Here is a 12,687-nt window from a genome sequence, read left to right as displayed (position 1 = left end):
TATTTCGTTCACTTTCGCAAAAAAGTAGTATTCTAAGTGTGTAAGCTGTTATATAAAAAATCTTATTCCTGTACTAATCAAAAATGGAGGAGATTAGGATGACTCAAATATTAGAAAATGTAAAAAACGCATGGGAAAACTTTAAAGGTGAAAAATGGAAAGCAGAGATTGATGTCCGCGATTTCATTTTAAATAATGTAAACGTTTTCGAAGGGGACGAATCTTTCTTAGCGGGAGCAACTGAAGCAACGAAAACACTTTGGGATCAAGTAATGGATTTAACAACAAAAGAACGTGAAAACGGTGGCGTTCTTGATATGGATACAAAAATTGTTTCTTCTATTACATCACATGAACCAGGATATTTAAATAAAGATATTGAAAAAGTAGTCGGTTTCCAAACTGATAAGCCATTTAAACGTTCATTACAACCATATGGTGGTATTCGTATGGCGGAACAAGCTTGTGAATCTTATGGATACGAAATGGATAAAGAACTTAGTAAGATTTTCAGAGACTGGCGTAAAACTCATAATCAAGGTGTATTTGATGCATATACACCAGAAATGAAAGCGGCTCGTAAATCAGGTGTTATTACTGGTCTTCCAGATGCATATGGACGTGGACGTATTATCGGTGATTACCGCCGAGTAGCGCTATATGGTATAGATCATTTAATTGAAGCGAAAAAAGCTGATTTTAATTTAACTGGTGGTGTAATGAGCGAAGAGACAATGCGTTTACGCGAAGAGTTATCTGAGCAAATGCGTGCACTTCAAGAATTAAAACAAATGGCTTCTTCTCATGGTTTTGATATTTCTAAACCAGCAACAAATACACAAGAAGCTTTCCAATGGTTATACTTCGCATATCTTGCAGCGATTAAAGAGCAAAACGGAGCTGCAATGAGTCTTGGACGTACTTCTACATTCTTAGATATTTACATTGAAAGAGATTTAGAAAATGGTACTTTAACAGAAGAAGAAGTACAAGAAATCGTGGATCACTTCATTATGAAATTACGTCTTGTGAAATTCGCAAGAACACCTGATTATAATGAATTATTCTCTGGTGACCCAACTTGGGTAACTGAATCTATCGGTGGTATGGCTTTAGATGGTCGTCCATTAGTAACAAAGAACTCATTCCGTTTCTTGCATACATTAGATAATTTAGGACCAGCTCCAGAACCAAACTTAACAGTTCTTTGGTCTAAACAATTACCAGAGAACTTTAAAAACTACTGTGCAAAAATGTCTATTAAAACATCAGCAATTCAATATGAAAATGATGACATTATGCGTGCTGACTACGGTGATGACTATGGTATTGCTTGTTGTGTATCTGCAATGAGAATTGGTAAACAAATGCAGTTCTTCGGCGCACGTGCAAACTTAGCGAAAGCATTACTATATGCGATTAACGGCGGTAAAGATGAAAAATCTAAAGCTCAAGTTGGTCCTGAGTACGCACCAATTACTTCTGAAGTATTAGATTATGAAGAAGTTATGCATAAGTTTGATATGACAATGGAATGGTTAGCAGGTCTATATTTAAATACATTAAACGTTATCCACTATATGCACGATAAATATAGCTACGAGCGTATTGAAATGGCGCTTCATGATACAAATGTTCTTCGTACAATGGCGACAGGTATCGCAGGATTGTCTGTAGTAGCAGACTCATTAAGTGCAATTAAATACGGAAAAGTAAAACCAATTCGTGATGAAAATGGTATTGCAGTTGACTTTGAAATTGAAGGTGATTTCCCTAAATACGGTAACAACGATGATCGTGTAGATGAAATCGCAGTAAATCTTGTGAAAACATTTATGAATAAACTTCGTAAGCATAAAACATACAGAAATTCTGTTCATACAATGTCAATCTTAACAATTACATCTAACGTCGTATATGGTAAGAAAACTGGTAATACTCCAGATGGCCGTCGTACTGGAGAACCATTTGCACCGGGCGCAAACCCAATGCATGGTCGTGATACAAAAGGTGCATTAGCATCACTATTATCTGTAGCTAAATTACCATATGAAGATGCACAAGATGGTATTTCCAATACATTCTCTATTATTCCAAAAGCACTTGGTAAAGAAGATGATGTACAAGTACGCAACTTAGTATCTATGCTTGATGGTTATGCAATAAAAGAAGGACATCACTTAAATATTAACGTATTTAATCGTGAAACATTAATGGATGCAATGGAGCACCCTGAAAAATATCCACAATTAACAATTCGTGTATCTGGTTACGCTGTTAACTTTATTAAATTAACTCGTGAACAACAAATTGATGTAATTAACCGTACAATGCATGAAAGCATGTAAGTGAAAAAAGTGTCCCTCCGCTTTTAATATGTAGTGGAGGGAGGCTGTTTCAATAAAGGAGGAAGTAACATGGTAAAAGGAAGAATACATTCTGTAGAGTCTTGTGGTACTGTTGATGGCCCAGGGATTCGTTATGTCATATTTACACAAGGGTGTTTATTACGTTGTCAATATTGCCATAATGCTGATACGTGGGAGATCGGTAAAGGAAAAGAAATAACAGTTGAAGAAGTAATGCAGGATGTGACATGTTACCTTCCATTTATTGAAGCTTCTGGAGGCGGTATAACAGTTAGTGGTGGAGAACCATTATTACAGTTAGATTTCTTAATTGAATTATTTAAGAAATGTAAGGAAGTTGGAATTCATACAACAATTGATTCTTCTGGAGGTTGTTATTCTGAAGAGCCAGAATTCCAGCAAAAGTTGGATAAATTAATGGATTATACAGATTTAGTTTTATTGGATTTGAAACATATTGATTCAAAGAAACATCGTAAATTAACAGGGAAATCAAATGAACATATTTTACAATTTGCTCGTTATTTATCGGATAAGAATAAACCGATTTGGGTACGGCATGTATTAGTTCCAGGTGTTACTGATAATGAAGAGGATCTGCAAAAATTATCTAGCTTTATTCAAAGTCTGTCTAATGTTCAGAAAGTTGAAGTGCTACCATATCATAAGCTTGGTGTATATAAATGGGAGGCGCTTGGGCATAAATATCCACTCGCAAATGTAGAACCACCTACGGAAAAAAATGTAGAACAAGCGAGACATATTTTAAAAGCAGTCTAATCCAAATATTGGATTAGACTTTTTGCTTTCTTTACAATAAAACCTAGAGTATATATATAGAAAAGAGTATACTGAAAAAAGAATATCCATATTTTTGTAAGGAATAAGTGGAGAAATTTACATAATTGTAAAGGGAAATCAAAATAGTAAAAAGAATTAAGAAGTAAAAGAGTGAGTATCATGGAATAGAGAACATTTGTAAGTTATTGCGAAAGCTCTTATAGGAAAGTATAATGTAAAGATATGAGCACGGATAGGATTAAGGGGTCAATCTTATATGCTTTGCATATCCACGACAGGTACATAGCTAACAGGGGAATATTGGAATCCAAGTATGTAATGTTTAAGGAAAATGTTTTTCCTATTGTCGTATATGCAATATGGAGAAACAAAAAGCTAGGAGTGGATTTGTTTGATAAAAAACCCCAAGGTTTTAATTTTAACTGCACATTACGGTAATGGTCATGTGCAAGTAGCGAAAACATTAGAACAAACATTTCGCCAAAAAGGAATTGAAAATGTAATTGTATGCGACTTGTTTGGAGAATCACATCCATTTATAACTGACATTACAAAATATTTATATTTAAAAAGTTATACAATAGGAAAAGAATTATATCGTTTGTTTTATTACGGGGTAGAAAAAATTTATGATAAAAAAATAGCATCTTGGTACGCAAATTTTGGAAGGAAACGTTTGAAATCACTTTTACAAGTGGAGAAACCGGATATCGTTATTAATACCTTTCCAATCATAGCTGTACCTGAGTTGAAAAAGCAAACAGGTATTTCAATTCCTGTTTATAATGTGTTGACGGATTTTTGTGTGCATAAAATATGGATTCATCGTGAAGTAGATCGTTATTTTGTAGCAACTGATCACGTGAAAAAGGTGATGGTTGATATTGGTGTACCTGCGGAACAAATTGTTGAAACTGGAATTCCAATTCGCAATAGTTTTGAGCTAAAGATAAATCAAGACATTATATATAATAAGTATCAGTTATGTAAGAATAAAAAGATTTTACTAATTGTAGCAGGTGCTCATGGGGTACTAGGAAGTGTAAAAGAACTATGCCAGTCATTTATGGCCGTACCTAATTTACAAGTAGTTGTCGTTTGCGGAAAAAATGAAGCTTTAAAACAGGATTTATTAGGATTACAGGAACAAAATTCGGATGCTTTAAAAGTATTTGGTTATGTTGAAAACATTGATGAGTTATTCCGTGTTACTTCTTGTATGATTACGAAGCCAGGTGGTATTACATTAAGCGAAGCAGCAGCATTACAAGTACCTGTCATTTTATATAAGCCTGTCCCAGGACAAGAAAATGAAAATGCGTTGTATTTTGAAAAAAAAGGAGCTGCAGTTGTAATCCGTGATGACAGTGAGGTTTTTGCAAAAACAGAGGCGTTATTACAAGATGATATGAAGCTTCTCCAAATGAAAGAAGCAATGAAAAATATTTATCGTCCTGAACCGGCATGTCATATCGTGGATACAATTTTGGAAGAAAATCATGCAGAGCCGAATCATATACCTATGAAATCACCTGCTCTTGCAGAATCATTTACTTAATATGTAACCCTCTTTTATATGTTTAAAGAGGGTTCCTTTTATTGTAAAGATTTCTTTATCCGGCTATTTGAGGGAAGTAAGACTCCCATCTTGAAATTGGGCGAATGCGAGGACGTTAGGTGGGAGATAGCTTCCCGTAAAAGCCTTCACTTTATCCACAAAGGGATGCGCTTTCATTAGACGGTAAAGTCGGAATATTAACAACTATATCCACATTGTCCACAATTTTTAGAAAAATATCCACAATTCCAGTAGTTGATATGTGCGAAAATATATAAAAATATCAAAGTTTTTAGAAAAATATTCACAATCATATCGGTGTTGTGGATAAAGTTGTCCACAACAAAAGAGTTCCCTTATGTATAAGGGAACTCTTTTAGGTTATTTCTGTCAGTCGGGAAAATTATGTAATGAAAATGAATAATTAGGGGGGAAAACTTCTAATTATTCATTTTCACTTTAAATACTTTTTGAGCGATATCCCGCTGCACGATCTGCTTTTCGAAATTCTCGTTGGTATAGAACTTCTTGTGTACTAGATAATGTATTTTTCGCTTTGTCACGTTTCTTTTTATCCATTACAAATCACCTCGTGTCCTAAAGTCACTATCTATCGTTTCCAAAGACATGGGGTGATATACATATATGCCAAACGGGTAATGATTAATTATTATTTCTAAAAATTTAGATTACGCTTCTTTTAAGTGGTGGGCGTCTTGGAATGTTGTATCACGCATTGTTGCAAGTGTATATTGATCTTTTGGAATTTCATATAGATTATATACTTCTTCATTTACGTTAATTTCATCATAAACGGCTTTTCTCGTTTCATTTGCTAGATTCACATATTGTAGTTTTTCGGCAGCTTTAATAGAACGAATATTTATTTTGCGAATACGCATAAAGATGGTTTCAATATCTAACTCATAGAAAAGTTCGCTAAAAAATGAATCTTTCGCCAATTTATTATAGCCTTTGCCATGGTATGGTTTTCCAAGCCATGTTCCAAGGAATCCAGCTTTTTCTTGCACATCAAATAAAGTAATTGTTCCGATAGGGTTACCCCATTCATCTAAAATTGTGCGTGAAATTAACTCTCCACGCTCTTCGGCTTCAATGGTTTGTTTCGTTAAAAATAAATATTCCTCATAAGAATAAGCCTTTTGACGCACAAAAGGGAAGACAGCTGGATCCACCATTAACTCGTATAGAACGTGGCTGTCGTGTAAGTCGCGTTTTTTCAACACACTAACTCCTCCTCACACGAGGGTAGCATGACGAAAAAGCACCCCACCCTCGAAATTTTTATATCAATCTTTAAAAAATTTCGGGGTGGGAATCGAACCCACTAGAACCAGTTTATAACGCTGGTGGCGCACCATTTGCCTTCCCCATTCATCAATTTGAAAATGATAATCACGACACAAATTGATTATGGTTTCATTCAGTTTATAATCGTATAATACTTTATCTAGTCAAAAAAATAAACTAGTTTTTTTTATTTTTTTTGTAAATTATTTTTCCGTCAATCATAGTTAGTACAGGCTTGGCTAAATAATGGAAAGGATGATGTGTCCATAACACGAGATCAGCGTCTTTTCCAACCTCAATGCTTCCAATTCTATCCTCTAAACGCAAATTTCTCGCTGGAAATATAGTGATTCCTTCCAATGCAGTTTTCTCGTCTAATCCTTCCCTTACTGCGACAGCAGCACAAACATTTAAATATTGAATTGGTGTATAAGGGTGATCAGTTGTTATAGAAACTTCTACTCCATTTTTAGATAATATATGGTAAGTATCCCATGTTTTGTTTTTTAGTTCGATTTTAGACCGGCGTGTAAGAGTGGGACCAACTGAAACTTTTAAATTGTGTTTTGAAAGCTCTTCAACAATAAAGTGTCCTTCTGTACAATGCTCAATACGTAAATCAAGATTGAATTCTGTTGCAAAGCGTAAAGCAGAACTAATATCGTCAGCACGGTGAGCGTGGATACGTACCGGTATTTCGCGGCGTAATGCTTTTAAAATAGGGAGCATTCGAAAATCAGCTTCATGCCCGTAGTGCTGTGCTTCATAGAATGATTCCCGAAGTAACCCCATAATGCCCATGCGTGTTATGGACTCTTTCGTTCCATTACTATGAACCTTTTTAGGGTTTTCTCCAAAGGCAATCTTTAAACCAGCAGGTTCTTGAATAATCATGTGATCAATACAAGTTCCAGCAGTTTTTATTACACAAGTAGTACCGCCGATAATATTTTGACTCCCAGGCATAACGTGAACAGTTGTGATCCCGTTTTGTACAGCGTCTTGAAATGCGATATCAAAAGGATGGATTCCGTCTAAAGAACGGATATGTGGTGTTGAAACTTCAGAGGTTTCATTAGCATCATTTCCAGCCCAACCAGTGCCTTCATCATAGAGACCAAGGTGAGTATGGACATCAATAAATCCAGGTAAGAGATGAAGAGCTCGCGCATCTATAACGGTCATATCTTGAGTAGGCTGAATAGAAGGTTTGACCTCAGCAATTCGTTCTCCTATAACGAGTACATCACCTTGAAACTTGGGAGATGTAATAGGATACACAATGGCTTGTTTGAGCAATATTTTCATAGGTACCTCATTTCTGTTACTTTACAATATTAATGTGATTGAAGAAAAAGTAACTGAAAGGTTATTTGTGTAGTAATGCTCTGAATCCTAGAAAATGAAAGTTTTGAAAGGGAACCCCTTGTAAAACTGTGTTTTAGAAGTACTACATTGTATGCGAAAGTATATTTTGTAATGCATGGTCTATTGTCGGAAATGTGTATTGGTACCCATGTTCAATTGCTTTACTAGGTAATACATGTTGCCCTTCTAGTACAAGTATACTCATCTCACCCAATAAAGCGTGAAGCATAAATGAAGGGACAGGTAACCAATGAGGTTTTCTCATTATAGTTGCCATAGTTTCTCCAAATTCCTTCATTCTTATAGGTAACGGGGCTGTAATATTAAGAGGACCATTAATTTCTTCTTTGTGTATGATGAAATCAATCATGCGAACGACATCATCTATATGAATCCATGATAACCATTGGTTTCCAGATCCAATTGTGCCTCCGATATAAAATTGATAGGGAAGTAGCATCTTTGGAAGAGCACCTCCGTCTGCACCTAATATGACTCCGAATCTTGCGTATATTGTTCTGATTTCAAGAGAACGTGCTTTACATGCTTCTTGCTCCCATAAAAATACTGTTTCTGCTAAAAAGTCATTTCCGGGAGTTTCTTGCTGCTCGGTAAAAGACTCTGTTTCAGAAGTTCCGTAGTATCCAATAGCACTTGCGTTAATAAATGTATGTGGTTTTGTGCTGAGTGTTTGTAGTTGTTTAATAAGTCCTCTTGTCGCTTGAATTCTACTGTTTAAAATTGCTTCTTTTTGTTTTTTTGTCCATCTACTATTGATTGACTCTCCAGCTAGATTAATAACTATATCAATAGAAGAGAGGGGGAAAGTAGGTAAATCTGGTGTCCATTGCACGTATTGAAGGTTAGGGTTTGAAGTTTCAATTTTATTTTTTCGGGTAAGGATATAGACTGTGTATCCTTTTTGAATGAAAAAAGTAGATAGATATTTGCCGATAAAGCCAGTACCACCAGAAATTGCAATTTTCATAATTATTTCCTCCTCATTATATATATTCTTGAAAAGCAAAAATGTTCCTTGACTATGTTAAAATAATAGAGAGGTGAGAGTATGGCTGTCATTACAAAAATAGAAGTGCAAAAACGATCGAAAGAGCGATTTAATATTTATATTGATAAAGGTCAAGGTGAAGAGTACGGATTTAGTGTGGATCAAGTAATCTTAATGAAACATGGATTACAAAAAGGTTTAGAAATTGATGAAATAGAGTTAGGCAATATTTTGTTCAATGAAGAGGTACAAAAAGCATATTTACAAGCAATCTCCTATTTATCCTATCAAATGAGAACGAAACAAGAAATAGAAGATTTTTTACGAAAAAAAGAAGTGGGACAGGCCATCATCTCTGAAGTCGTTTCGAAATTATTACATGACCGATATATTAATGATAAAGAGTATGCCATTTTATATACGCGAACGCAAAGTAATGTGAATCGAAAAGGTCCAACTGTTATAAAAAGAGAGCTGTTAAATAAAGGCGTTCAGGATCTAATCATTACACATAGTTTACAAGAGTATCCAAAGGAGAAGCAAATTGAAAATGCTTTGATTCTTGTAGAAAAAAAGAAAAAATCTTATCAAAAGCATTCATTTTTACAAATGAAGCTAAAGTTAGATGAAATGCTTGTTCGTAAAGGATATTCTAGAGATGTGATTCAAATTTGTTTGGAAGAATTGAAAGACGAAAAAGATGACGAAAAGCAACAAGAAGCTTTACACTATCATGGGAATAAATATTATGAGAAATATAGGAAGTATGATGGATGGACATTCGAAAATAAGATGAAACAAGCGTTATATCGAAAAGGATTTTCTATTGATGAAATAGAGATATTTTTACAAATGAAACGTGAAGAGGGATGAGGGGAATAATAAGATGAATATGCCAAAACGCTACAGTGAAATGACACCGCATGAGCTTAGAGAAGAAATTGGCGCTTTGAAGGAGCAAGCAGTAAAGGCTGAGCAACTTGGAATTGTAAATGAATTCGATGTATTAATGAGAAAGATGGCCATGGCCCGTGCTTACATGACTGATATAAACAAATTCCATATTGGTGAGACATATGAATTAGTAGAAGAACCTGGTGTATTATTTAAAATTACGTACTTCAATGGGGTATTTGCTTGGGGTTATAAGCAAAATGATAATGAAGAGATTGGGATACCAATTTCCTTGTTGCAAGAAAAATAAAAACCAGAGAGCGAATATCTCTCTGGTTTTCATCTTTGGTAGGCGTTAAAGGAGATAGGAGATTCTAAAATTGGCGTTTTTTACATTCGTTGGCCAATATAATGAGAGACTGGGTTTGTTGCGTCTGTCCGTTAACTTGCGCTTTCGCATGTTTCGGACGAGTCCACGTATGGTTAAATAATTCAGAACGACTATCTAAACGATCACGGTAGCTCATCTTTATCACCTCGTGTAGGAAGTTAATTTTTTAGGCTGTACCTGTACTATTCTTCCTGCTGATTTGCAGCACGCATACGTTCTTGTGGGTGCGTGTTAATTGTGCCGTTAGGTCGTTTCGAAGCGAAGCGTGATTTCGCTTTCGGCTGACCGTCGATTTTGCTGTTGTTTTTTGACTCAGACCAAAATTCGGCTTGTTTACCCATTGCGAACGCCCTCCTCATCATCAGTTGATACCTCTTTAAGAAGTATCACTTATAGAATGTGCAAAATAGAAGAAACTATCCTTTAGAAATGAAGGGATAAATAGGTAAAAGGAGATTAGAACATGAATGATATTTATGAAGCATTAACGAAAGAATTATTAGACAAGAATGACAAGCTTTCTTACGGACAAGCTCGTGCGTGGGTTGAATTACTTTGGGAAGATTTTCAAACAACTTATGCGAAATCAGGTCGTTATCAAGGGGAGGAAATGACTGAGCAAGTAGTAAGAACATGGATTAATAATCATGGAGCGCGTCTTCATGAAATGCGTACAAATAATCCGAAATACAGCCATTTAATTAATCAAGAAGACCATTTAAAACATTAAAAAAGCGACTAAAGTCGCTTTTTTTAATGTGGAAGCAATTCCAGTTTCTTTCGAAGTTTTTCTTCGCTGAAAATCCATCCGGTATAAGAATTAATAATATTTAAATTTTGATCGAGCTGAACGATTGCAACGAATGGATAATAATCTTTACTTCGATAGCGCAAATCAATGAATCGAATTTCGTAATAGTTATCATAATCAAAAATATCCCAACGATATACAGGAGAGAAAGATAAGAAGGCCGAGATGTTTTCATCTTGTTTAGCAGCTCTCATAATAGCGTTATCTGGGAACGGTACCCGATCGAACTTATCGTATATCATAATGTTACCACGATGCCATCTCGCAACGTAGTAATAATCAGTCGTAACGACTGCTAAATGATAATGATAAAATCGATAAGAAGGAGAAATGATGATCTTCTCAACATGTTTGAAACGTTTGTGTACAACGCTTCTTATATTTCTATGCATCATAATCCGTCCGATATAGTAAACAATCATTAATATATATGCAGCTAAGGCTGTATATCCTTTATGGGAACCTACGAGCATGCAAGCAATCGCAAGTATATGGATAAAGAAAATGACAGTATCAAACGTATTAATTATGCCGAGTGCGACCCATTTTTTTGTGAAAGGCCGTAACGCTTGTGTACCGTAGGCATTGAAAATATCTACAAAGACGTGAAGAAAGACAGCTATAAATGACCAAAGTAGTAGATGAAGATATGGAGCGTCTGAAAAGAAGGCGAAAGAGATGCCGCTTATAAGGAATGACCAAAGAATTACTGCAGGAATGGAATGAGTAACCCCGCGATGATTTCTTATATATTTAGCGTTATTACGCAATTTTAAAACTGTATCGATGTCAGGAATATTGGAACCAGCAATTGTAGCGAGCATAACTGCTTGTGGTCCAATATCACTTTGCGCTATAGCTGGGTCTAATGTTGCCAAACTACCTAAAGTGACACCCATAACAAGGTGAGTGGCTGTGTCCATAGAAATCCACCTCCGTTTTTTATTAATGTAACTCTTTTTATTCGATACCTCAAGTCCTTTGCCTTCTATTTCCTATGTCATCTTACTTAAATTTTTTCCTAAAAATCTTTATAATAGTACGTATATGCAAAAAAATGAGGGGGATCAAGTTTGACACTTGAAATATTAGAAAAATTTAACATAAAGCAGTTTCAAAATGATTTAATTGGTTGGTTTGAAAAAGAGCAACGCGACTTACCGTGGCGAAAAAATAAAGATCCATACCGTGTTTGGGTTTCGGAAATTATGTTACAGCAAACAAGGGTAGAAGCTGTAAAACCATATTACGCAAATTTTATGGGGAAGTTCCCTACGCTGGAAGCTTTAGCAAATGCTGATGATGAAGAAGTATTAAAAGCATGGGAAGGTTTAGGGTATTATTCTAGAGCACGAAATTTACACACGGCTGTAAAAGAGGTAAAAGAAGTATATGGCGGGATAGTACCGAGTGATGTAAAGAAAATTGAAAAATTAAAAGGAGTGGGACCATATACAAAAGGTGCAATTTTAAGTATCGCATATGGTATACCAGAGCCAGCAGTTGACGGAAATGTTATGCGCGTGTTATCCCGTATTTTATCAGTATGGGATGATATTGCAAAACCAAAGACTCGAAAAGTTTTTGAAGAGATTGTGCGCGAAATTATTTCAGCTGAAAATCCATCTTATTTTAATCAAGGTTTGATGGAATTAGGTGCACTAATTTGTATTCCTAAAAATCCAGCATGCTTACTTTGTCCTGTACGTGAGCATTGTAGGGGATATGCTGAAGGTGTTCAAAAAGAACTACCAGTAAAAAGTAAAGCGAAAGCTCCTACAATGGTACCGCTTGTTGCAGGAGTACTTCAAACTGAAGATGGTCGTTACGTTATTAATAAACGTCCAAGTAGCGGATTATTAGCTAATATGTGGGAGTTTCCGAATATTGAACTTGGTGAAGGGATTCGAAGTCAGAAAGAACAGCTTATAGATTATATGAAGGAAAAGTTTGAGCTTTCGATTTCTATTGATGAGTACGCAATGAATGTGCAACATACGTTTACGCATCGCACCTGGGATATATTCGTATTTTACGGAAAAGTAACTGGTGATATTGTTGAAACAGATACATTAAAGTTTGTATCGAAAGAAGCATTTGAGCAGTTACCTTTCTCTAAATCGCATCGTACGATTTATGAGAGTTGTGTTGAGCAAATTACAATGCAATAAACAA

14 protein-coding genes are annotated in these 12,687 nt (G+C 35.4%); 7 read left to right on the top strand and 7 right to left on the bottom strand.

What is annotated here, in order from left to right; translation table 11 throughout:
* The first annotated feature begins 98 nt into the window (after nt 1-98).
* The 3 genes from pflB (at nt 99) to JDS81_RS24470 (ending at nt 4,728) form a co-directional block, all read left to right on the top strand.
* Nucleotides 99-2,348: a formate C-acetyltransferase gene (gene pflB, locus JDS81_RS24480; protein ID WP_000192129.1), complete on the top strand. Its 2,250-nt coding sequence runs from the start codon at nt 99-101 to the stop codon at nt 2,346-2,348.
* Between the two features lie 69 nt (nt 2,349-2,417).
* Complete coding sequence (gene pflA, locus JDS81_RS24475; RefSeq protein ID WP_000238486.1) at nt 2,418-3,149, top strand: pyruvate formate-lyase-activating protein; 732 nt, start codon at nt 2,418-2,420, stop codon at nt 3,147-3,149.
* A gap of 412 nt (nt 3,150-3,561) precedes the next feature.
* The gene (locus JDS81_RS24470; protein ID WP_000594698.1) at nt 3,562-4,728 is read left to right on the top strand and encodes a diglucosyl diacylglycerol synthase; all 1,167 of its coding nucleotides are present in this window, start codon (nt 3,562-3,564) and stop codon (nt 4,726-4,728) included.
* A 459-nt stretch (nt 4,729-5,187) separates the two neighbouring features.
* On the opposite strand, the gene JDS81_RS24465 is transcribed toward JDS81_RS24470, so the two are convergent.
* From JDS81_RS24465 to JDS81_RS24450, 4 genes are all read right to left on the bottom strand, one after another.
* On the bottom strand, nt 5,188-5,307 hold the full coding sequence (locus JDS81_RS24465; protein WP_000358484.1) for a YfhE family protein: 120 nt from the start codon (nt 5,305-5,307) through the stop codon (nt 5,188-5,190).
* Between the two features lie 110 nt (nt 5,308-5,417).
* On the bottom strand, nt 5,418-5,975 hold the full coding sequence (locus JDS81_RS24460) for a GNAT family N-acetyltransferase (RefSeq protein ID WP_000914740.1): 558 nt from the start codon (nt 5,973-5,975) through the stop codon (nt 5,418-5,420).
* Between the two features lie 241 nt (nt 5,976-6,216).
* Nucleotides 6,217-7,347, bottom strand: a complete 1,131-nt coding sequence (locus tag JDS81_RS24455; protein ID WP_000698290.1) for an amidohydrolase — start codon at nt 7,345-7,347, stop codon at nt 6,217-6,219.
* A gap of 142 nt (nt 7,348-7,489) precedes the next feature.
* Nucleotides 7,490-8,395: a TIGR01777 family oxidoreductase gene (locus JDS81_RS24450; RefSeq protein WP_000684404.1), complete on the bottom strand. Its 906-nt coding sequence runs from the start codon at nt 8,393-8,395 to the stop codon at nt 7,490-7,492.
* 81 nt (nt 8,396-8,476) lie between these two features.
* On the opposite strand from JDS81_RS24450, the gene recX reads away from it, so the two are divergent.
* Nucleotides 8,477-9,289 carry a recombination regulator RecX gene (gene recX / locus JDS81_RS24445; RefSeq protein WP_000268510.1) on the top strand — a complete coding sequence of 271 codons (813 nt, stop codon included), beginning with the start codon at nt 8,477-8,479 and terminating at the stop codon, nt 9,287-9,289.
* 13 nt (nt 9,290-9,302) lie between these two features.
* Entirely contained in the window at nt 9,303-9,620 is a 318-nt protein-coding gene (locus tag JDS81_RS24440) for a YfhH family protein (RefSeq protein WP_001057020.1), read from the top strand.
* Nucleotides 9,621-9,684: 64 nt separating this feature from the next.
* Here the strand turns inward: JDS81_RS24440 and JDS81_RS24435 are convergent, their stop codons facing one another.
* Both JDS81_RS24435 and JDS81_RS24430 read right to left on the bottom strand, forming a co-directional pair.
* Nucleotides 9,685-9,837 carry a YpzG family protein gene (locus JDS81_RS24435; protein ID WP_000122093.1) on the bottom strand — a complete coding sequence of 51 codons (153 nt, stop codon included), beginning with the start codon at nt 9,835-9,837 and terminating at the stop codon, nt 9,685-9,687.
* Between the two features lie 46 nt (nt 9,838-9,883).
* On the bottom strand, nt 9,884-10,042 hold the full coding sequence (locus JDS81_RS24430; protein WP_000517891.1) for a small, acid-soluble spore protein K: 159 nt from the start codon (nt 10,040-10,042) through the stop codon (nt 9,884-9,886).
* 122 nt (nt 10,043-10,164) lie between these two features.
* On the opposite strand from JDS81_RS24430, the gene JDS81_RS24425 reads away from it, so the two are divergent.
* On the top strand, nt 10,165-10,431 hold the full coding sequence (locus JDS81_RS24425; RefSeq protein ID WP_000998161.1) for a YfhJ family protein: 267 nt from the start codon (nt 10,165-10,167) through the stop codon (nt 10,429-10,431).
* A gap of 23 nt (nt 10,432-10,454) precedes the next feature.
* On the opposite strand, the gene JDS81_RS24420 is transcribed toward JDS81_RS24425, so the two are convergent.
* Nucleotides 10,455-11,435, bottom strand: coding sequence for a metal-dependent hydrolase (locus JDS81_RS24420; RefSeq protein ID WP_000379139.1), 981 nt, complete (start codon nt 11,433-11,435; stop codon nt 10,455-10,457).
* A gap of 150 nt (nt 11,436-11,585) precedes the next feature.
* Here JDS81_RS24420 and mutY point away from each other — a divergent pair, with 150 nt between their 5' ends.
* Entirely contained in the window at nt 11,586-12,683 is a 1,098-nt protein-coding gene (gene mutY / locus JDS81_RS24415) for an A/G-specific adenine glycosylase (protein WP_097954442.1), read from the top strand.
* Nucleotides 12,684-12,687 lie beyond the last annotated feature (4 nt).

This window comes from Bacillus cereus group sp. N31, assembly GCF_016483245.1.
Classification (GTDB): domain Bacteria; phylum Bacillota; class Bacilli; order Bacillales; family Bacillaceae_G; genus Bacillus_A; species Bacillus_A toyonensis.
This window is presented reverse-complemented; position numbering and strand designations above follow the sequence as displayed.

Bases quoted from the DNA above. Each gene is read 5' to 3' on its own strand.
- pflB (WP_000192129.1), top strand. From the start codon at position 99: ATGACTCAAATATTAGAAAATGTAAAAAACGCATGGGAAAACTTTAAA.
- pflA (WP_000238486.1), top strand. From the start codon at position 2,418: ATGGTAAAAGGAAGAATACATTCTGTAGAGTCTTGTGGTACTGTTGAT.
- JDS81_RS24465 (WP_000358484.1), bottom strand. From the start codon at position 5,307: ATGGATAAAAAGAAACGTGACAAAGCGAAAAATACATTATCTAGTACA.
- JDS81_RS24455 (WP_000698290.1), bottom strand. From the start codon at position 7,347: ATGAAAATATTGCTCAAACAAGCCATTGTGTATCCTATTACATCTCCC.
- JDS81_RS24450 (WP_000684404.1), bottom strand. From the start codon at position 8,395: ATGAAAATTGCAATTTCTGGTGGTACTGGCTTTATCGGCAAATATCTA.
- recX (WP_000268510.1), top strand. From the start codon at position 8,477: ATGGCTGTCATTACAAAAATAGAAGTGCAAAAACGATCGAAAGAGCGA.
- JDS81_RS24440 (WP_001057020.1), top strand. From the start codon at position 9,303: ATGAATATGCCAAAACGCTACAGTGAAATGACACCGCATGAGCTTAGA.
- JDS81_RS24435 (WP_000122093.1), bottom strand. From the start codon at position 9,837: ATGAGCTACCGTGATCGTTTAGATAGTCGTTCTGAATTATTTAACCAT.
- JDS81_RS24430 (WP_000517891.1), bottom strand. From the start codon at position 10,042: ATGGGTAAACAAGCCGAATTTTGGTCTGAGTCAAAAAACAACAGCAAA.
- JDS81_RS24425 (WP_000998161.1), top strand. From the start codon at position 10,165: ATGAATGATATTTATGAAGCATTAACGAAAGAATTATTAGACAAGAAT.
- JDS81_RS24420 (WP_000379139.1), bottom strand. From the start codon at position 11,435: ATGGACACAGCCACTCACCTTGTTATGGGTGTCACTTTAGGTAGTTTG.